Genomic DNA, 20,469 nt, shown 5'->3' with positions numbered 1-20,469 from the left:
CGTCGGCGTCAGCGCCGCGGCGTCCTGCGCCGCACTTCGCCGCGCAGCCAGTCGAGCCACGTGCGGATCGCCGCTTCCTGAGGATGGCCGGGGCGCCACACGACGTAGTGCGCGTACACGTCGGCGATGCGCACCGTCGACACGCGCACGAGCGCGCCGTTCGCGAGTTCGGGCTCGATCAGCGAGCGGCGCGCGAGGGCGACGCCGCGGCCTTGCAGCGCGGCGTCGATCAGCGTGTTCGCATCGGTGAAGCGCGGTGCGCGCGCAGATTCGGTGAGGTCGAGCCGCGCGGCCTGGAACCACGGTTCCCACGGCTGCGCGGGATGGCGCAGCAGCGTCGCGCGCACGAGGTCGGCCGGCGTGCGCGGGGCGACGCCGTCGCGATTGCGGTACGCGGGGCTCGCGACCGGAAAGATCGTCTCGTTCATCAGCTTCTCGGCGACGACGCCGGGCCACGTGCCGGGCCCGTAGCGCAGCGCGACGTCGATGCGGTCGCGCTTGCGCAGCGGCGCGAGCGCGACGTTCGGATGCAGCACGATCGCGATGTGCGGGTGTGCCGCCGAGAAGCGCGGCAGGCGCGGCGCGAGCCAGCGCTCGGCGACGCTCGGCAGCACGCTCACGTTCAGCGTCACGTCGCAGGTGCGCGGGCGGCTGCGCACCGTCAGCGCGGGTTCGAACGCGCGTTCGAGCACGCTCAGGCCCTGGCGCACCTGCAATGCGAGCGCGTGCGCGGCATGCGTCGGCGTCGCGCCGTTGCGTTCGCGCGTGAACAGCGGATAGCCGAGCTGCGCCTCAAGCGCGCGGATGTGCTGGCTGACCGCGCCTTGCGTGAGCGCGAGCTCGTCGGCCGCGCGCGTGAAGCTCTGCAGCCGCACGGCGGCTTCGAACGCGCGCAGCGTCTGCAGCGGAGGGAGGTGGATGCGTCGCATGCGGGTATTAGTAACACTAATGTCCGAGCACGACAATTCATCGTTTGTCGCGCATCGGCATGCGTTCCTACACTCGGTTCCGTCTTCCACAGCCCGTCACGCCAAGCCGCCATGAACGCCTATCGTCTCTATCTTTCGCCGGGCGCCTGCTCGCTCGCCGCCCACATCGCGCTGGAGGAAACCGGCGCGCCGTTCGACGTCGAAATCGTCTCGGTGAAGGAGCGGCAGAACCTCGACGCGCGCTATCTCGCGATCAACCCGAAGGCGCGCGTACCCGTGCTCGCGATTCCGGGCGAGCCGCGCGTGCTGACCGAAACGCCGGCGATCCTCACGTATCTCGCACGCCGCTATCCAGACGCGCAATTGCTGCCGCTCGGCGATCCGCTGCGCGAGGCGCGGTGCCACGAATGGCTCGCCTGGCTGGTCGGCTGGGTGCACGGCGTCGGCTACGGCGCGCTGTGGCGGCCCGGTCGCTTCATCGACGATCCGGCGCTGCACGGCGCGGTCAGCGCGCACGGACGCAGCACGATCGACGCCGCGAACGCGTCGATCGAAGCTCTGCTGGCCGACGGCCGCACGTGGGCCGAGCCGGGTGCGCATTCGATCGTCGATCCGTTCCTGCTCGTGCTGTATCGCTGGGGCGTCGCGATCGGGCTCGACATGACGCGGCATCCCGCATGGACCGTGCATGCACAGCGCGAGGCCGAACGGCCGGCCGCGCGGCGTGCGCTGGCGCGCGAGGCGGTTTGACACGGCGGCGCGCGGGCAGCCGGCGGCGCGGCCGTTCCGTGCGGCGGTTCGTTCGGACCGCGAAGTTCGGACGTGTCCAATTGTCATGTCGCACTCAATTCTATTGAATGAGAAGCATTCTCATCAATGGAATGGAGTGAACATGAGCCGTTGTATCCAGTCGAGCGCGACGCCGCCGCGCCGCGCGACCGCATCCGTCGCGTTCGCGATGATGACCTGTGCGGCCGCGCCGGCCTGCGCGGAGGAAGGCGAGCCGCGCCGCGCGCCGCATCTGGACCCGATCGTCGTGCACGGCGCGCGCGACGCCGGGTCGCGCGTCGACCGGTCGGGTTCCGCCAAATATGCGACGCCGCTGCTCGACGTGCCGCAGACGATCACCGTCGTCCCGCGCGCGGTGCTCGACGAACAGCAGGTGCTGAGCTTGCGCGAGGCGCTGTCGAACGTCGCGGGCATCACGTTCAACGCCGGCGAGGGCGGCGGCGGGTCGGGCGATATGTTCAATATCCGTGGTTTCGGCGCGAACGCGAACCTGCAGCTCGACGGGCTGCGCGACAGCGCGCAGAACAATCGCAGCGACCTGTTCAACGTCGAGGCGGTCGAGGTGATCAAGGGGCCGAATTCGGTGTTCGGCGGCGCGGGCACGACGGGCGGCTCGGTGAACCTGGTCAGCAAGACACCGAAGGCCGGCGCGTTCACCGAGGCCGGCACGATGCTCGGCACGTCGGACTACCGCCGCGTGACGCTCGATGCGAACCGGCCGCTGGCCGGCACCGACGGCCGCGCGGCGTTCCGCCTGAATGCGATGGCGCACGTCAACGACGTGCCCGGCCGCGACGACATCCGCAAGCGGCGCTGGGGCATCGCGCCGTCGCTCGCGTTCGGTCTCGGCACGCCGACCCGCGTCACGCTCGGCTATTTCCACCAGTACGACAACAACCTGCCCGACTACGGGCTGCCGGCGCACAACGGCCAGGTGCTGGCCGGCGTGTCGCGCGACCGCTATTTCGGCTGGCGCAATCTCGACCGCGAACGCATCACGTCGGATACGTTCACCGTGAAGGCCGAACACGACGTGTCGTCCGGCCTGAAGGTGCAGAACCTGAGCCGCTATGCGCACCTGAATCGCGACACGGTGATTTCGGCGTCGCACGTGAACCTGCAGGGCCTGCCGCCGGGGCGCTACAAGCCGGCCGGGCCGCAGGGCTATGGCCGCGATGCGTCGACCGCGATGTGGGCGAACCAGACGAACGTCACCAGCGCGTTCTCGACGTTCGGCATCGGGCATACGCTGGTCACGGGCTTCGAGATCTCGCGCGAGACGTACGGCCGCACGACCTATTCGTACGGGCTCAACCGCTTCTACCCGGCCGACGGCTTCGCGCTCGCCGCGCCGCCCGGCGTGTGGCGCGGCCCGGCGCAGCGCCAGGACAGCGCGCGCAACGACACAGCGCTGGTCGTGAAGGCGCTGTACGCGTTCGACACGATCTCGGTGGGCCGCTACTGGGACATCGACGTCGGGCTGCGGCACGACTGGATCGACGGCCGGTCGGAAGGCACCGCGGCCGGCAAGCCCTCCGAGCGCGCGGATACGGCCGATCGGCATCTGAGCACGCGCGCGGGGCTCGTGTTCAAGCCGACCGACAACGGTCGCGCGTATTTCGCGTACGGGACGTCGTTCAACCCGTCCGCCGAATTCCTCGTGACCACCGGCTCCGGCGTGAGCGCGGCGACCGGCGCGCTCGCGCCCGAGAAAAACGAGAGCTTCGAACTCGGTGCGAAATGGGAGGGGCTCGCGGGCATCGCGCTGAACGGCGCGCTGTTCCAGACCGAAAAGAAGAACGCGCGCGAACGAATGGCCGACGGCAGCTATGCGCTCGTGGGCCGGCAACGCGTGCGCGGCGTCGAGCTCGGCGCCGCCGGCAAGGTGACGCCGCACTGGGACGTGTTCGCGAACTACACGTACCTCGCGAGCGTGACGCTCAGCTCGCCGTCGTCGCCGCGGCGCGACGGGCAGGCGCTCGGCAACACGCCGCGGCACGCGTTCAACGTGTGGACGACCTATCGGTTGCCGGCGGGCTGGACGCTCGGCTACGGTTCGCACTTCGTCGGTCGGCGCAACGTGACGTCGCAGGGCGACGGCAAGCTCGGCGCGTACTGGGTGCACAACCTGATGGCGAGCTACGACGTGAGCCGCCGGCTGCGCATCCAGCTGAACGTCGACAATCTGTTCGATCGCGCGTACGTCGAACGCGTGCGGCAGGTGTCGGGCAGCGAATCGCGGTCATCGGCGGTCGAGTTCGGCGACGGCCGTTCGGCGATGCTGTCGGCCGTGTACAAGTTCTGACCGCACCGCGCGACGGCGGCCGCCGCTCGACGCCGTCGGCCGCCGCGCGCGCCCGTCAGCGCGCGAACAGCGGGTAGGTCGCGGCGGCGATCAACGCCGCGGCGAGCCACACCACGCTCCAAGAAGTCGCGGCGAGCAGCGGCGGAATCGCGAGCGGTGTCGCGAACAGGCCGAGGTAGACGACCGTGTTGGCCATCCCGAGCGCGGTGCCCGCGTGGTTCGCACCCGCGAGCGTCGCGAGCTCGGTGTACGCGACGCCGTGCCATGCCGACACGCACACGCCGGCGAACACGAGAATCGCGACGATCGCGGCGAGCGGCACATGCGGGCTGCCGGCCGTCGCGGCCGCGAGCAACGTGAACGACCCGGCCGCGACGAACACGGAACCGCGCAGGTACGCGCGCCGGTTGCCGTGCCGGTCGGTATGGCGGCCGCTCCAGACGCGCATCACCATCGCGCCGAGCTGCAGTGCGACCATCGCCGTGCTGATACCGGCGAGGCCGAGCCGGCCGAAGTCGTGCAAGAACACCGTCGCGAACGTGAGCACCGCGAACTGCGGCGCGCACAGCAGGCCGATGCCGAGCACGATGCGCCACACCGGGCCGCTCGCGAGCGGGTTGCGCGCGTGGCCGGCGGGCTGCGGCTGTGGCACGGCGAGCGGCGTGGCTAGGGACGTGGCGACGTGCGCCGGGGCTGGCGCGGCGGGCGGCTCGTGCAGCCAGCGCCAGGTGAGCGCCGCCGATCCCGCGCACAGCAGCATCAGCGCACCGAACACCGCGGCGAAGCCGGCATGCGACGCGAGCGACGGCAGCAGCGCCGCACCGAGGCCGCCGCCGAGCGGCACGGCCGTCTGGCGGATACTCATCGCGAGCCCGCGTTCGCGCTCGCCGAACCAGCGCATCACCGCGCGCCCGCTCGACCCGTTCACGCTGCCGCCGAGCAGCCCGACGCAGCCCATGGCCGCGACGACCCGCATCAGCGGCGGCACCGCGTGCGCGGTCGGGGCGATCGTGCACATCATCAGCGCGAGCATCGCGGCCGTCGCGACGAGCCCGGTCAGCAGCACGCGGCGGTCGCCGAAGCGGTCGGCGGCGATGCCCCACGGCAGCTCGGACAGCGCGACGCCGAAGCCGAGCGCGCCAAGCACGAGGCCGAGTGCGCCGTTGTCGAGGTGGTAGGCCGAGCGCATCCAGACGGCCGTGGTCGGAATGCCGGCCGCGGCAGCCGAAAAGCTCAGGTTCGCGGCGACGCCGGCGCCCAGCACGCGCCAGCGATGGGCCGGCCCGCGCACGTCGCGGGCAATCGAAGAGGGGGAAGCGATGCACGAGGTATCCATGACGGAGGCCCGATTCGAAGTTGACGTCCACAGTCTGGCGGCCTACATTTGTCCTGAAAATCGGAAAGTTTTTGATGAATCGTTCGATAAATCAGGATGATTGAGATGCCCGAACACGACATTGCGCGCGACGGCGGCGAGCCGCTCGCGGGCGCCGACGCGGCGCTGGCGCGGCCCAACTTCGACGTCGCGGCGTTGCGCAGCCTCGTCGCGGGCGTGGATCTCGGCAGTTTCGCGAAGGCGGCCGACCGCGTCGCGCGCTCGTCGTCGGCGGTGAGTGCGCAGATCCGCAAGCTCGAGGAGCAGGCCGGCACGCCGCTGTTCGTGAAAGCCGGGCGCGGGCTCGCGCTGACCGACGCCGGCGACGCGATGCTGCGCTACGCGCAGCGGATGATCGAGCTGAACGACGAGGCGGCCGCGGCCGTGCGCGGCGTGAAGCTCGACGGCTGGGTACGGGTGGGGCTGCAGGAGGATTTCGGCGAGGCGATCCTGCCGGACGTGCTCGGGCGGTTCGCGCGCGCGCATCCGAAGGTGAAGATCGAGGCGCGCGTGGCGCGCAATGCCGACCTGCTCGACCGGCTCGATGCGAACCAGCTCGATCTGGCGCTCGTGTGGGGCGATCCGGCGTCGGCGGCGCTCGTGTCGCGGGCGGGGATCGACGGCGAAGCGATCGCGCACGTGCCGATGCAATGGATCGGCGCGGTGGCGGGCGGGGGTGTCGGGATGCCGGATGGCGGCGGGGATGCGGGTGGGGAGGGCGGTGTCGGCGAAGCGGGCGGTCGTGCGGTGCGGGGGACGGACGAGCCGTTGCCGCTCGTCGTGTTCGACCGGCCGTGCCGGTTCTTCGGCGCGGCGACCGATGCGCTCGACCGCACCGGCGTGCCGTGGCGCGTCGCGTTCACGACGCCGAGCCTGGCCGGGCTATGGGCGGCCGCGGCGGCCGGCCTCGGGCTGACGGTGCGCTCGCATTACGGGCTGCCCGCGTCGGTGCGCGTGCTGGATGCCGCGTCGTGCGGGCTGCCGGCGCTGCCGAGCCTGCCGCTGATCCTGCTGCGACGCACGTCGTCGGCGACGCCGACGGTCGAGCGGCTCGCGCGGATCGTGACGCAGGCGGTGCGGGGAGCGACGGAGCAGGCGCTTGCCGCGTGATTCCTATGCCGCGGCGGCGTCCGGCTCGATCGCCTCGAGCCCCGCACAGAGCTTCTCCAACCGCGCCCGCAACGCGTCGCTCGCCGGCACGAACGGCAGCCGCAACCCGTCCTCGCACCATCCTTGCGCGGCGAGCACGGCCTTCACCGGCGCCGGGTTCGGTTCCGCGAACAGCGCCGCGACGAGCGGCTGCAGCGCGACCGACAGGCGCCGCGCGTCGGCGAGCCGCCCGTCGCGCAGCCACGCGTGAATCCGCACATGCCATTCGGGCAGCACGTGCGCGCTGCTCGCGATCGCGCCGTGCGCGCCCGCGCACATCGCCGCGAAGTTCTGGTTGTCGTCGCCGGACAGGATCGCGAGCGGCGTGTCGTGTACCAGCCGGCTCATCCGGTCGAGCGTGCCGCCGCATTCCTTGATGCCCGCGACGCGCGGATCGCGGGCGAGCGCCTGCAGCGTGTCCAGTTCGACGTTCACGCCGGTGCGGTACGGGATGTTGTAGACGAGCACCGGCAGGTCGGCCGCGTCGACGATCGCTTCGACATGGCGGCGGATGCCGTCCTGCGTCGGCCGCACGTAGACGGGCGGCGTGACGAGCAGCCCGTCGGGCCGCAACGCCGCGAGTTCGCGCGCGCGGGCGGCCGCGAAATGCGTTGCGCTCGCGGTCAGCCCGACGACGATCGGCAGCCCGGGCGCCGCGTCGCGCAGCGTCGCGAACACCGCGTCCTGTTCGCGCGCGTCGAGCAGCACGCCTTCACCGGTCGTCGCACCCGCGACGAAGCCCGCGATGCCTGCGGCCGCATAGTGGCGCGCGAGTCGCGCGAGCGCGGCATGGTCGACTTCGCCGTGGTGGAACGGCGTGATGATCGGCAGCCAGATACCTTCGAAACGTGTGTTCATGCAAAGCCTCATGGTGGAAACGGAGTGGGAAGGAACCGTTCCGCCGGCGGAGTGCCGGAGCGAGGCGTGCGAGCAAGGAGAAAGAAACGACCTGCGGGCATCCCGTCCGGCATTCGCCTGACGGGACGCGACGTCCCCGTCAGTCGAGGAGTCGTTTTTTCAGTTTCAGCCCGGCCGCGCGCGCACCTGCCGCGACGGCGGCGAGGATCGAGGGCGAGCGCAGGAAAGCGGACATGGATGAACCGTGAGTGGGCTGAGCGGCGATCTTAACACCGGGGCGGCGGCGCGCGCGAGCCCCGGCCGTCGTTTAGCATATTTCGAGATTTGCTTTCCACGACTGATTGGAAGGCGCGCCGCGGCCGGCCGCTAGAATGCCCGCTTACGTTTCGATGACAGCGCGTACGCGGGCGGTCACGCACATTCACCACCACTGGAAACGGGGCATATCACGATGGCAAGCATCAAGGGGATCGGTCGCTGGCTGCACACGGGCGCGGCGGCGGCGCTGGTCGTGGCGGCGACGGCCGCGCACGCGGACACGTCGATCCTGAACGTGTCGTACGACGTGACGCGCGAGCTGTACAAGGACATCAACGCGAGCTTTGCCGCGGCCTACAAGCAGAAGACCGGCGAGACGGTCACGATCAAGCAGTCGCACGGCGCGTCGAGCGCGCAGGCGCTGTCGGTACTGCAGGGGCTGCAGGCCGACGTCGTGACGATGAACCAGCCGAACGACATCGACCTGCTCGCCGAGCGCGGCCAGCTGCTGCCGAAGGACTGGCGCGCGCGTTTCCCGGACAACAGCTCGCCGTACTCGACGACGATGGTGTTCCTCGTGCGCAAGGGCAACCCGAAGGCGATCAAGGACTGGAGCGATCTCGCGAAGCCGGGCGTGCAGGTGATCATCGCGAACCCGAAGACGTCGGGCAACGGCCGCTATGCGTATCTCGCCGCGTGGGGCTTCCAGAAGCAGAAGGGCGCGACCGACCCGCAGGCGCTCGACTTCGAGAAGGCGATCTTCCGCAACGTGCCGGTGCTCGATTCGGGCGGCCGCGGCGCGACGACGACGTTCACGCAGCGCGGCATCGGCGACGTGCTCGTCACGTTCGAGAACGAAGTCGCGCTGATGGACACGGGCGCATCGGGCGCGCAGTTCGACGCCGTGTATCCGTCGGCGAGCATCCTCGCGGAGCCGCCCGTCGCGGTCGTCGACAAGGTGGTCGACAAGAAAGGCACGCGCAAGGTCGCGCAGGCGTATCTCGACTACCTGTACACGCCGGAAGCGCAGGAGATCATCGCGCAGCACCATCTGCGCCCGCGCGACGCGGCCGTGCTGAAGAAGCATGCGGCCGAGTTCAAGGCGCTGAAGACGTTCAGCGTCGAGCAGGTCTTCGGCAGCTGGGCGAACGCGCAGAAGACCCATTTCGCCGACGGCGGCACGTTCGACCAGGTGATCGTCGACCGGAAGTGATCGCGGCGCGCGCCACGCGCGACCCCGCATGACGATTTAGCCGGCCGCTCGTGCGGCCGGCTTTTTTTGCGGCTGCGCGGCGGCTTCCGGTTCCGAAGCGGCCTGCATTCCCGGCCACCGCCGCGCGTGCTACGCTCATCGCCTTCCTGCAACCGGCGCCGCGCGATGAACGTCGATTCGTCTTCCCCAGCCTCCCGCGGCCGTGGCCGCAAGATCTGGTCGGGCACCCGCCCGGTGATCGCGTACGGGATGCCGCCGCTCGGCTGGCGCGACTTCTATCACCGCGCGCTGACGGTGAGCTGGCCCGTGTTCTTCCTGTCGCTCGCGGTGCTGTTCCTGCTGCTCAACAGCGGCTTCGCGATGCTCTATCTGCTCGGCCATGAGCCGATCGCGAACCAGGCGCCGCCCGGCTTCGGCGGCGCATTCTTCTTCAGCGTCGAGACGCTCGCGACCGTCGGCTATGGCGACATGCATCCGCAGACGGTCTATGCGCATCTCGTCGCGACGTTCGAGATCTTCGTCGGGATGTCGAGCATCGCGTTGGCCACCGGGCTCGTGTTCGCGCGTTTTTCGCGGCCGCAGGCGAAGATCCTGTTCGCGCGCAACGCGATCGTGCGGCCGCTGAACGGCCGGATGACGCTGATGGTGCGCGCCGCGAATGCCCGCCAGAACGTGATTGCCGAGGCGCAGGCGAAACTGCGGCTGATGCGCGTCGAAGGCACGCACGAGGGCTACGCGCTGCGCAAGATTCACGACCTGCCGCTCGTGCGCAACGAGCATCCGATCTTCCTGCTCGGCTGGAACCTGATGCACGTGATCGACGAGTCGAGCGCGCTGTTCGGCGAGACGCCCGAATCGCTCGCCGCGCGCGACGCGCAATTGCTGATCACGATCGAGGGTTCGGACGAGACCACCGCGCAGGTCATGCAGGCGCGTCATGCGTGGGCGCATGGCGAGATCCGCTGGCGCCACCGCTATGTCGACCTGATGCACGACGAGGACGGCATCACGCACATCGATTACACGCATTTTCATGAAGTCGTGCCGATCGACGACGACACCGACGAACGCGGTTCGCCGGGCGTGGTGATCGACGCGGACACGTCGGCGCCGGGGCCCGTCGGGCAGGCGTGATCGAGGGCGGCGGGTGCGGCCCCGCTGCGCGTCACGCGTGCAGCAGGCGCGCCGCTTCGCGCTGTTCGATCGCGACCGCGCGGCGGAACGCGTCGCGATCCTCGGCGCGCGCGACGTAGTCGCCGAGCACGCCTTCGTGCGGCAGCAGATGCGCGTCGAACGCGATCTTCAGCGTGCTCGCGAGCAGCAGGTCGGCGGCGGTGAAGCGTTCGCCGACGAGCCAGCGGCTATGGGCGAGCGCTTGCGCGAGGGCGCGCTGCACGCGCGCGATGTTGCCCCAGCCGAACGCGACGGGGTTGCCCGACGCGCCGGTGAATTTCTCGGCCATCGCCGGTTCGAGGCAGGTCGGCGTGAAGAACATCCACTGGAGGAACCGGCCGCGCAGCGGATCGTCGGGCGCGACACCGAGCCCGGCAGCCGAGCAGCGGTCGGCGAGATAGAGCAGCACGGCGCCCGATTCGGCGAACGGCGCGCTGCCGTCGTCGAGCGCGGGCAGCTTGGCCATCGGGTTGACCTGCACGAACGCATCGCTGCCCTGTTCGTGCGAGCGCAGGTCGATCGGCACGAGTTCGTACACCACGCCGATTTCCTCGAGCATCCACAGCGCCCGGAATGCCCGGGTCTTCGGCCAGTAGTAGAGCTTCATCATGCCTCCGCGTTTGGGTGCAGGTGTCGATCCGGTGGATGCTCAAGCGTACCCGAGCGCAGGAGGTTGGGACAGGGGCGCGCGGCGGGGGGCGTCCGGTTCGATTGCATCCGGTGAATCGGGCGAAATACCGCGTAGCGCCTTGCACAATGGGCGTTCAGTGGGTAACTGGTTATATAAAAACTAGTGATGAAAATTCATCGAAATCCCCGGCGTAAATCCGCATGACTACGCGATGCCCGACCCGTTCGGTCGTACCCGCACAGAGGAACGCCATCGCCGTCCGCGATCGCCGACGCATCACCCAACGCCGCACTCACCGGAGCCCCTCTCACGCATGGCAAACGACGACCGCATCACGATCATTCCGCGCAGAACGCCCGAATCGGCGGCCATGGTGGCCGAGGTTCAACGAGCAATGGCGATCACTGCGCGGCTCAACCGCCTGACGTTCGACGATGCGGCGGACGTACGCGCATTGTTCGGTGAACTGATCGGCACGCAGGTTGACGACGGTTTCACGCTGATCCCGCCGTTCTACGCAACGGGCGGCACCGGCATGAAGGTCGGGCGCAACGTGTTCGTCAACCAGAACTGCACGTTCTACGACCTGGGCGGGCTCGAGATTGGCGACGACGTGATGATCGGCCCGAACGTCAGCCTGATCACGTCCGGCCATCCGGTCGAGCCTTCGCGGCGGCGCGATTGCGTGGTCGCGAAGCCGATCGTGATCGGCCGCAACGTATGGATCGGCGCGGGCGCGACGATCATCGGCGGCGTGACGATCGGCGAGAACGCGGTCGTCGCGGCCGCAGCCGTCGTCACCCGGAACGTTCCGCCGAATACGCTGGTCGGCGGCAATCCGGCGAAGATCATTCGAGCGATTGCGGAATAAAGTCGCCCGGGCCCGCGTGCCGGCGTGATGAAGCGTCGACGGAGGGATGTGGACAACCCTCCGCCAGAGCGAGTCGAAACGCTGTGCATTTGAACGGTGAGTGTGCCGCTGAGGCCGTCCGGACAAGCCATTGCGGCATTTCGCGGTTGTCGCGCGCCGGGTCGTCCGTCGATCGGCAGATGAAGATCTGGTCGTGCGCCCGGTTGTGGATATCCGGGCATCGAAACGAGTCGGCGACCTGTGGTTTTCACAGGTGAGGAGACCGGACGGTGCGCGAGACATCAAGCGGGTTGTGGACAACTCGCGGCAAGACGAAGCGAAATGCTGTGAAATTCAACGGTGAGTGTCGCGCCCGATCTGGCGGTGCGCCCGCACTGGCGTGGGTTTCCAGCCGTTGCCGTGGCTCGGGGCGACGCGCATTCTAGCCGAATGGCGTGAATGCGTGACCATCACCTCCGGGCCGCGCGACGTCGATATCCGGCTCCGGCCCCCAATCGAAGGGCTGTGCATTCTAACGGTGAGCGCAGGCGCGCGGTTCGCAACGTGCGGATTTCGATGCGCCGGTCGCCTTCTCCAGCGACTCGGCACGCTGTGTAATTCAATGGTGAGCGTCAGCTCGCGATCGGCGTGCAGCCCGTCAGGATGCGGCCGTTGGACCGCCGATGCCGCGCGAAACGGTGTTTCTGTCAGGTTCGAGCGCAAGAGCGGGAGCAACGACGATGTGCATGCTCGTGTGGATATCCGTCCGCCGAAACGACTCGCGGCACTGTGTATTTCGACGGTGAGCATCGGCGCCCGATCGGGTGATGAGCCGCTTCCGGCATGGATTGCCCGTCGTCGGTACCCTTCGAAGCGTGCCTTTGCCATACATCGGGGAGCGCCCGTCCATGTGGATATCCAGCCCACTCAAACACTCGAAGCGCTGTGGTTTTCAACGGTGAGGGTGCGCGGATGGTCACGAGGCAATGCAGATCCGGACGTGGACAACTGCCACCGCAGCCAGTCGAAGCCCAGGGTATTCGAACGGTGAGTGCGAAAGTCGGACCGACGAAACGCGCGATTTCCCATGTGGATATCCACCGCCGCAACCCACTTGCCGCGCTGTGAATTTCAACGGTGAGCGTCGCTGCCCCGAGTGCCCTGCATGCCGATTCCGGATGTGGACATCCCGCCCCCGACGCCACTCGAAACGCTGTGCAATCGAACGGTGAGCGCGCGAGCCCGGTCGGCCGAAGGGCGCGACATTGTGGACATCCGTCGCCGCCGATCAATCGGAATCCTGTGCATTTCAATGGTGAGAGTGATGGTCCGATGCCGCTGAAACCCTTGTCGCACGGGCGTCGAGCGGCATTCTCCGGCCAAGCTGCGCGCCTGACGGCCCGCGCCGCCTTTTCCGCCAGACTGCCCGACCGCTGCGAAGCACCGACCCATCCCACTCCGGCACCCCGCGCGAAAACTCTCTCAAATCCCGCTAAAAAGCTGCACAGTTTTTCTCACCGCACGCCGGTCCGAGCAAGATGAGAAAAAACATTCTCGGCGGCGCGCGAAAAAATAGAGCCATTCGCTGCCGCACTCATGCGTCACCCGGCGCCCGCCGCGCACGGCCGAGAACAGCACAACAGCACAATCCGGAGACTTCCCCACATGACCGCCCGCCTGCCCGTCGACGGCCCGCCCGCCCTGTCCGACTACCGCCTGACCGACAACCTGACCGCGACGCGCGGCCGGATCTTCCTGACCGGCACGCAGGCGTTGATCCGCCTGCTGCTGATGCAGCGCACGGTCGATACCGAGCAAGGTCTCAACACGGCCGGCTTCGTCAGCGGCTACCGCGGCTCGCCGCTCGGGATGGTCGACCAGCAGCTGTGGAAGGCGAAGAAACTCCTCGACACGAGCGGCGTGCACTTCCTGCCCGCGATCAACGAGGAACTCGGCGGCACGGCCGTGCTCGGCACGCAGCGGGTCGAGGCCGACCCCGAACGCACGGTCGAGGGCGTGTATGCGATGTGGTACGGCAAGGGCCCGGGCGTCGATCGCGCGGGCGACGCGCTGAAGCACGGCAACGCGTACGGCTCGTCGCCGCATGGCGGCGTGCTGGTCGTCGCCGGCGACGATCACGGCTGCGTGTCGTCGTCGATGCCGCACCAGAGCGACTTCGCGATGATGGCGTGGCACATGCCGGTCGTGAACCCGTCGAACATCGCCGACATGCTCGAATTCGGCCTGTACGGCTGGGCACTGTCGCGCTACTCGGGCGCATGGGTCGGCTTCAAGGCGATCTCGGAAACGGTCGAGTCCGGCTCCACCGTCGACCTCGATGCGTTGCAGACGCGCTGGCCGGCGCCGGCAGGCTTCACGCCGCCGGCGGGCGGCCTGCACAACCGCTGGCCCGACCTGCCGAGCCTCACGATCGAGGCGCGCCTCGCGGCGAAGCTCGACGCGGTCCGCCATTTCGCGCGTGCCAACAGCATCGACAAGTGGATCGCGCCGAGCACGCACGCGAACGTCGGCATCGTCACCTGCGGCAAGGCGCACCTCGACCTGATGGAAGCGCTGCGCCGCCTCGACCTGACGGTCGCCGATCTCGACGCGGCCGGCGTGCGAATCTACAAGGTTGGCCTGTCGTATCCGCTCGAAATGACACGGATCGAAACCTTCGTCGACGGTCTGTCGGAAGTGCTCGTCATCGAGGAAAAGGGGCCGGTGATCGAGCAGCAGATCAAGGATTACCTGTACAACCGCACCGAAGGCGCGCGCCCGCGCGTGCTCGGCAAGCACGATGCGGCGGGCGCGTGCCTGCTGTCCGAACTCGGCGAACTGCGTCCGTCGCGCATCCTGCCGGTGTTCGCCGACTGGCTCGCGCGGCACAAGCCGGCGCTCGACCGCCGCGAGCGCGTCGTCGATCTCGTCGCGCCGCAGATCCTGTCGAACGAGGCCGATGCGGTGAAGCGCACGCCGTACTTCTGCTCGGGCTGCCCGCACAACACGTCGACGAAGGTGCCCGAAGGCTCGATCGCGCAGGCCGGCATCGGCTGCCACTTCATGGCGTCGTGGATGGAGCGCGACACCACCGGCCTGATCCAGATGGGCGGCGAAGGCGTCGACTGGGCCGCGCACGCGATGTTCACGAACACGAAGCACGTGTTCCAGAACCTCGGCGATGGCACCTACTTCCACTCGGGCATCCTCGCGATCCGCCAGGCGGTCGCCGCGAAAGCGAACATCACGTACAAGATCCTCTACAACGACGCGGTCGCGATGACGGGCGGCCAGCCGGTCGACGGCAGCATCTCGGTGCCGCAGATCGCGCGGCAGGTCGAGGCGGAAGGCGTGTCGCGCTTCGTCGTCGTGTCCGACGAACCGGAGAAGTACGACGGCCATCACGGGCAGTTCCCGACCGGCACGACGTTCCATCACCGCAGCGAACTCGATGCGGTGCAGCGCGAATTGCGCGAGACGCCGGGCGTCACCGTGCTGATCTACGACCAGACCTGCGCGGCCGAGAAGCGCCGCCGCCGCAAGAAGGGCGAATTCCCCGACCCGGACAAGCGTCTGTTCATCAACGACGCGGTGTGCGAAGGCTGCGGCGACTGCGGCGTGCAGTCGAACTGCCTGTCGGTCGAGCCGCTCGAGACGCCGCTCGGCCGCAAGCGCCGCATCGACCAGTCGTCGTGCAACAAGGACTATTCGTGCGTGAACGGCTTCTGCCCGAGCTTCGTGACGGTCGAAGGCGCGGCGCTGAAGAAGGCCGCTGGCGCGGCGTTCGACGAAGCGGCGCTCGCCGCGCGCGTCGACGCGCTGCCGGTGCCGGCCACGCACCTCGACGCGGCGCCGTTCGACATGCTCGTGACGGGCGTCGGCGGCACGGGCGTCGTGACGGTCGGCGCGCTGATCAGCATGGCCGCGCACCTCGAAGGCAAGAGCGCGTCGGTGCTCGACTTCATGGGCTTCGCGCAGAAGGGCGGCTCGGTGCTGTCGTTCGTGCGGATCGCGTCGAGCGACCGCTGGCTGAACCAGGTGCGCATCGATACGCAGCAGGCCGACGTGCTGCTCGCGTGCGACATGGTCGTCGGTGCGAGCGCCGAGGCGCTGCAGACGGTGCGTCACGCGCGCACGCGGATCGTCGTCAACACGCACCGGATCCCGAACGCGTCATTCGTGCAGAACCCCGACGCGAACCTGCATGCGGATGCGCTGCTCGAGAAGATGCGCCACGCGGCCGGCGACGGCTACCTGTCGAGCTGCGACGCGCAGGCGCTCGCCGCGAAGTTCCTCGGCGATTCGATCGGCGCGAACATCCTGATGCTCGGCTACGCGTGGCAGCTCGGCCTCGTGCCGGTGTCGCTCGCCGCGATGATGCGCGCGATCGAGCTGAACAACGTCGCGGTGCCGATGAACAAGCTCGCGTTCTCGATCGGCCGGATGGCGGCCGGCGACGCGGCGAGCCTCGATGCGTTGTGGAACGCACGTCACGCGGTGGCCGCCCACGTGGCGCCGGAGACGCTCGCCGAGCTGATCGCCGATCGCGAGGCGCGTCTCGACGCGTACGGCGGTGCGCGCTACGTCGAGCGCTATCGGGCACTGGTGAACGTGGCGCGCGCGAAGGGCGACGACGCGCTGACGCGCGCGGTTGCGACGACGTTCTACCGGCTGCTCGCGGTGAAGGACGAATACGAAGTCGCGCGGCTGTACACGGACGACGCGTTCCGCACCGCGCTCGAAGCGCAGTTCGAAGGCGTGCCGGGGCAGACGTACCGCGTGAAGTTCAACCTGGCGCCGCCGACGGTCGCGAAGGCCGGCAGCGACGGCAGCACGCCGAAGAAGCGCGTGTTCGGCCAGTGGATGTGGCCGGTGCTCGGCATGCTCGCGCGCGTGCGCAGCCTGCGCGGCACGTGGCTCGATCCGTTCGGCCGCACGGTCGAGCGGAAGATGGAGCGCGCGCTGGCCGACGACTACGAGACCACGCTCACGCGTGCGCTCGCCGTGCTGACCGCCGGCAATGCGGCGCAGGTCGTGCAACTGGCCGACCTGCACGCGCGCGTACGCGGCTTCGGCCACGTGAAGGTGCGCAACCTGGCCGGCGTGAAGCGCACGGAACGCGAGCTCGCGCTGCAGCTCGGCATCGACGCGGCGACGAGCGCGGCCGTTCAGCACGCGCTCGACGAGATGAAGGGCGCGGGGATGCTGAAGGGGATTCCGGTCGTCGTCGCGAAGTAACGCGAACGCGCGGCGCGGCAATCGGGTGCCGCGCCACGCGACGGCTGGCGGGCGCGTCGGCTCGCGGCATCCTCGCCCGCGTCGCTCTTGCCGCCTACGCGACGCGATTGCCGGCGATGCAGCGCGAGTAGTACGCGAGACTGCGTTTCGGCAGGCGTTCCTGCGTTGCCGGGTCGACGTGGACCAGCCCGAATTTCTTCGCGAAGCCGCTCGACCATTCCCAGCTGTCCATGCCGGCCCAGCAGAACAGTCCGCCCAGGCGGACGCCCTGCCGATACGCATCGTGCGCGGCGTTCAGATAGCGCGCGAGATAGTCGATGCGCGGGCCGTCGTCGACGAAACCGCCGCTTGGCGCGGGTTCGGCGATCGCGAACCCGGTCTCGGTGACGAGGATGCGCGGTGCGCCATAGTCGCGGTGGACGCGCAGCAGCATCTCGGACATCCCGTACGGCTCGACCGGGTAGCCCATCGTCTGGATTTCGTTTGCCGGGCTGGCGGCCAGCGTGAAACCCGTGCCGCCGGCGTTGGCCTTCACGTAGAAGCAGTTGTAATACTGCACGCCGAGAAAATCCGGGTTCGCGGCGATCGTCGTCATGTCGCCCGGCCGGACGAGCGGCGCCAGCGCCGTCTGCAGCTCTGCCGGATAGCCCTTGCCGTACAGCGGATCGAGAAACGCGCGATGCCAGATCGCATCGAACTGCGCGGCGGCGGCCTGGTCGGCGGCCGAATTCGTCACCGCGAGGACGGGCCGCCCGCTGATCGTCGTGCCGATCTGCGCGGCGCCCCGCACGTTCGCGCGCACGGCCTGGAACATCAATCCCTGCGCGAGATTCTGATGGTGGATCGCGGCGAACATCGCCCCCATCGACTGCGCACGCGGCGGCGATGCGCCGTACGCGTAGCCCGACAGCGCGACGCCGTTCGGTTCGTTCAGCATCATCCAGTGCTTGACGCGATCGCCGACGCGGCGCGCCACGATCTGCGCGTAGTCGGCCAGCCGGTACGCGATGTCGCGGTCGCGGAAATCGCCGGCCCATACGGGGATGTCCCAGTGAAACAACGTCAGGTACGGCGTGAGGTTGCGCGCCAGCATCGCATCGACCATGCGGTCATAGGTGGCAAGCCCCGCTTCGCTCGGCGTGCCGGCGCCGTCCGGCTGCACGCGCGGCCATGCGGTCGAGAAACGGAACGCCCGGACGCCCGCGTTCGCGAGCAGCGACAAGTCGCCCGCGTAGCGTTGCTCGAATTCGATGCAGCGTGCGTTCGTCGAGCCGTCGGCGATCGTGCCGGGCTGGTCGGCGAACACATCCCAGTTGCTTCGGCCTCGGCCGTCGCGGCTTTCGATTTGCGGCGCCGCGGTGGCGACGCCCCACACGAAATCGTTGGCGAAGCGGGCCGATGCGTCCGCGGAGTCGATCGAATCGCCGCCGCAGGCGGACAGCATGCCGCTGCCGAGGGCGGCGGCGCCTTGTGCGAGAAAGCGTCGCCGGCTCTGGAGCGAGAGGGGTTTGATCATGGGTTCGGTCGTTTCGCGCGGAATGACGTGCGCATTTTGATTAGGAGAGCAATTAAATGGGCATGGAGCCGGGGACACTTCGCATGCATCGCATCAACGATTCCGTGCGGCCCCGGTTAGCGATGACACGTGACGAGACCGATTTGCATGGCGTCGATCGTCTCGACGCACGAGCGGGAATCGGTATCGCGTCGGCGTGCAGAAAATAATAAGGATGTATTGTTTAATTTTTTTGAAAGCCGCTGAAGACCGCGCCGCGCATGCATCGGCCAAAACAACGAGGCCGAGCGCCGTATGACACGGGGCTCGGCCTCGGGCTGCCGGCAGGCAGGGGCTTCACACGTGGCTGCACGGTCGGCGCACCGCGCTGCCTTACTGTCAGACGATCCCTTTCTTGCGCGTCGACAGCGCGGTTTCCGACAGGTCGATCTCGCGAATCAGCTTCGTCAGCGTCTCGTCGGAAATCTTGCTGTCGCCGCGCAGCCGGTACAGCGCCGAGCGTTCCGCGCGCACGGCCGCGATCCGCATCTGCAGCTCCATCGTTTCGGCCTGCTTCGCTTCCGCGCGCGGCGTGGGGCCGTCGTCGGCCAGCGCGGCGAGCCGTCGGCGGTATTGATCCATCACGCGTGCGGAGATGTCCGCGCAGCGCGCCGCGCCCGATTCGTCGAGATCGGTCGAGATCGCGTCGTGCGACGCATCGATCGCGCGGATCGCGGCCTGCGCGGCGGCCGAGCGTGCGATGCGCTCCTCGTCGCCGAGCGGGTTGCGCGACGAGCGCACGCCGCGCAGCAGCAGGCCGATCACCGCGACGATCAGCGAGCCGAGGATCACGGCCGACGCGATGAAGACCGCGGTGTCGCGGCCCGGCAGCGGCGCGCCGTCGGACAGCGCGACCGGGATCGACAGCACGCCGGCGAGCGTGACCGCGCCGCGCACGCCGCCGACCGTCATCACCGCGATCGTGCGCACGCCGGCCATCGTGCCGGCGAGGCCATGGCGCGCGGCGCGGCGGCTCGCGAACCAGCGCAGCAGCCACACCCACAGGAAGCGGATCGCATACAGCGCGAGCATCATCGCGCACACGTTGAAGATCATCCGGCCGACCAGCGCGTCGCTCGTATGGTGCGCGTCGACGAGCGCACGGCCGATGATGTGCGGCAGCTGCAGCCCGAGCATGATGAACACCATGCCGTTGAACACGAACTCGATCAGCGCCCACGTGCTTTCGGCGCGCACGCGCGACGCGACGGTGCTTTTACGCGAGAAGCTCGTGTAGTTCATCATCATCCCGGCCGACACGGCCGCGAGCACGCCCGACAGGTCGAGGTGCTCGGCGAACAGGTAGGCCGCGAACGGCACCAGCAGCGTCATCACGATGCCGGGCGCCGGGTCGCCTTCCTGCTCGGCATTCAGGAAGCGCGTCGACAGCGCGCTGAACAGCCACGCGACGATCGCGCCCGTCGCGAGCCCGCCGGCCGCGACGATCACGAACGTGACCGACGCGGCGCGCAGCGAGAATACGCCCGTCAGCGCGGCCGCGATCGCGAATTTCAGCGCGACGAGGCCCGACGCGTCGTTCATCAGCGCCTCGCCTTCGAGGATGTGCATCAGTTGCGGCGGAATGCGACCCTTGCCGGCGATCCCGGACAGCGCGACCGCGTCGGTCGGCGACAGCACCGCCGCGAGCGCGAACGCGATCGGCAGCGGCAACTCGGGAATCAGCCAATGCGCGAAGTAGCCGACTGCGAGTACCGTCATGAACACGAGCCCGAACGCGAGCATCAGGATCGCGCGGCGCTGCAGGTAAAGCTCGCGTTTCGGAATCCGCCAGCCGTCCGCGAACAGCAGCGGCGGAATGAACAGCAGCATGAAGATCTCGGGGTCGAACGTGACGTGCAGGTTCAGCTTCGGCCACGCGAGCATCGCGCCGAACGCGATCTGCATCAGCGGCAGCGGCAGTTGCAACGGCAGGAGACGCGTGACGGCGCCGGACAGCGCGACGGTCAGCAGCAGGATGAGGACTGTGAAAACGATTTCCATCGAGACGGCGAATAACGCGGAATGAAACGATCGTACGGAGTGTAGCGTGTCGGCGTAACGGGTGCGCTCGAGTGGCCGGTGCGTGCGCACGGGAATGGTGCGTCGAACACGCGCCACGGTGGTGCGGCCGCCCGGCACAGCCGCA

The 20,469-nt window shown here is 68.8% G+C and carries 13 protein-coding genes; 7 read left to right on the top strand and 6 right to left on the bottom strand.

Going from position 1 to position 20,469, the window contains the following annotated elements; genetic code table 11:
* Positions 1-8: 8 nt before the first annotated feature.
* Complete coding sequence (locus JYG37_RS01030; RefSeq protein WP_213345806.1) at positions 9-929, bottom strand: LysR substrate-binding domain-containing protein; 921 nt, start codon at positions 927-929, stop codon at positions 9-11.
* 111 nt (positions 930-1,040) lie between these two features.
* On the opposite strand from JYG37_RS01030, the gene JYG37_RS01025 reads away from it, so the two are divergent.
* Together JYG37_RS01025 and JYG37_RS01020 are read left to right on the top strand one after the other, a co-directional pair.
* A complete protein-coding gene (locus JYG37_RS01025; RefSeq protein ID WP_124557506.1) occupies positions 1,041-1,679 on the top strand; it encodes a glutathione S-transferase family protein in 639 nt (212 codons plus the stop codon).
* Positions 1,680-1,821: 142 nt separating this feature from the next.
* Entirely contained in the window at positions 1,822-4,023 is a 2,202-nt protein-coding gene (locus JYG37_RS01020; protein ID WP_213345805.1) for a TonB-dependent receptor, read from the top strand.
* Between the two features lie 55 nt (positions 4,024-4,078).
* Here the strand turns inward: JYG37_RS01020 and JYG37_RS01015 are convergent, their stop codons facing one another.
* Positions 4,079-5,359, bottom strand: a complete 1,281-nt coding sequence (locus tag JYG37_RS01015; RefSeq protein WP_213345804.1) for an MFS transporter — start codon at positions 5,357-5,359, stop codon at positions 4,079-4,081.
* A 105-nt stretch (positions 5,360-5,464) separates the two neighbouring features.
* Between JYG37_RS01015 and JYG37_RS01010 the strand changes: the two genes are divergently transcribed.
* Entirely contained in the window at positions 5,465-6,508 is a 1,044-nt protein-coding gene (locus JYG37_RS01010) for a LysR substrate-binding domain-containing protein (protein ID WP_213345803.1), read from the top strand.
* Between the two features lie 3 nt (positions 6,509-6,511).
* Here JYG37_RS01010 and dapA read toward each other — a convergent pair whose 3' ends face one another.
* Entirely contained in the window at positions 6,512-7,405 is an 894-nt protein-coding gene (gene dapA / locus JYG37_RS01005; protein ID WP_050014327.1) for a 4-hydroxy-tetrahydrodipicolinate synthase, read from the bottom strand.
* Between the two features lie 451 nt (positions 7,406-7,856).
* Between dapA and JYG37_RS01000 the strand changes: the two genes are divergently transcribed.
* Positions 7,857-8,876, top strand: a complete 1,020-nt coding sequence (locus tag JYG37_RS01000) for a sulfate ABC transporter substrate-binding protein (protein WP_050014328.1) — start codon at positions 7,857-7,859, stop codon at positions 8,874-8,876.
* 165 nt (positions 8,877-9,041) lie between these two features.
* A complete protein-coding gene (locus JYG37_RS00995) occupies positions 9,042-10,010 on the top strand; it encodes an ion channel (RefSeq protein ID WP_050014329.1) in 969 nt (322 codons plus the stop codon).
* Positions 10,011-10,041: 31 nt separating this feature from the next.
* On the opposite strand, the gene JYG37_RS00990 is transcribed toward JYG37_RS00995, so the two are convergent.
* Entirely contained in the window at positions 10,042-10,656 is a 615-nt protein-coding gene (locus JYG37_RS00990; RefSeq protein ID WP_050014345.1) for a glutathione S-transferase family protein, read from the bottom strand.
* Positions 10,657-10,993: 337 nt separating this feature from the next.
* Between JYG37_RS00990 and JYG37_RS00985 the strand changes: the two genes are divergently transcribed.
* Both JYG37_RS00985 and JYG37_RS00980 read left to right on the top strand, forming a co-directional pair.
* Positions 10,994-11,551 (top strand): DapH/DapD/GlmU-related protein, encoded by a 558-nt coding sequence (locus tag JYG37_RS00985; protein ID WP_050014330.1) that lies wholly within the window; start codon positions 10,994-10,996, stop codon positions 11,549-11,551.
* A 1,644-nt stretch (positions 11,552-13,195) separates the two neighbouring features.
* Positions 13,196-16,768, top strand: a complete 3,573-nt coding sequence (locus tag JYG37_RS00980) for an indolepyruvate ferredoxin oxidoreductase family protein (RefSeq protein ID WP_089488870.1) — start codon at positions 13,196-13,198, stop codon at positions 16,766-16,768.
* Positions 16,769-16,862: 94 nt separating this feature from the next.
* Here JYG37_RS00980 and JYG37_RS00975 read toward each other — a convergent pair whose 3' ends face one another.
* A complete protein-coding gene (locus JYG37_RS00975; RefSeq protein ID WP_213345802.1) occupies positions 16,863-18,284 on the bottom strand; it encodes a glycoside hydrolase family 1 protein in 1,422 nt (473 codons plus the stop codon).
* Between the two features lie 378 nt (positions 18,285-18,662).
* Entirely contained in the window at positions 18,663-20,324 is a 1,662-nt protein-coding gene (locus tag JYG37_RS00970) for a Na+/H+ antiporter (protein WP_213345801.1), read from the bottom strand.
* Between the last annotated feature and the right edge of the window lie 145 nt (positions 20,325-20,469).

The organism is Burkholderia sp. LAS2 (genome assembly GCF_018417615.1).
GTDB classification, from domain to species: domain Bacteria; phylum Pseudomonadota; class Gammaproteobacteria; order Burkholderiales; family Burkholderiaceae; genus Burkholderia; species Burkholderia sola.
Note: the sequence above shows the minus strand (reverse complement) of the source record. Positions and strands in the feature narration are given on the sequence as shown.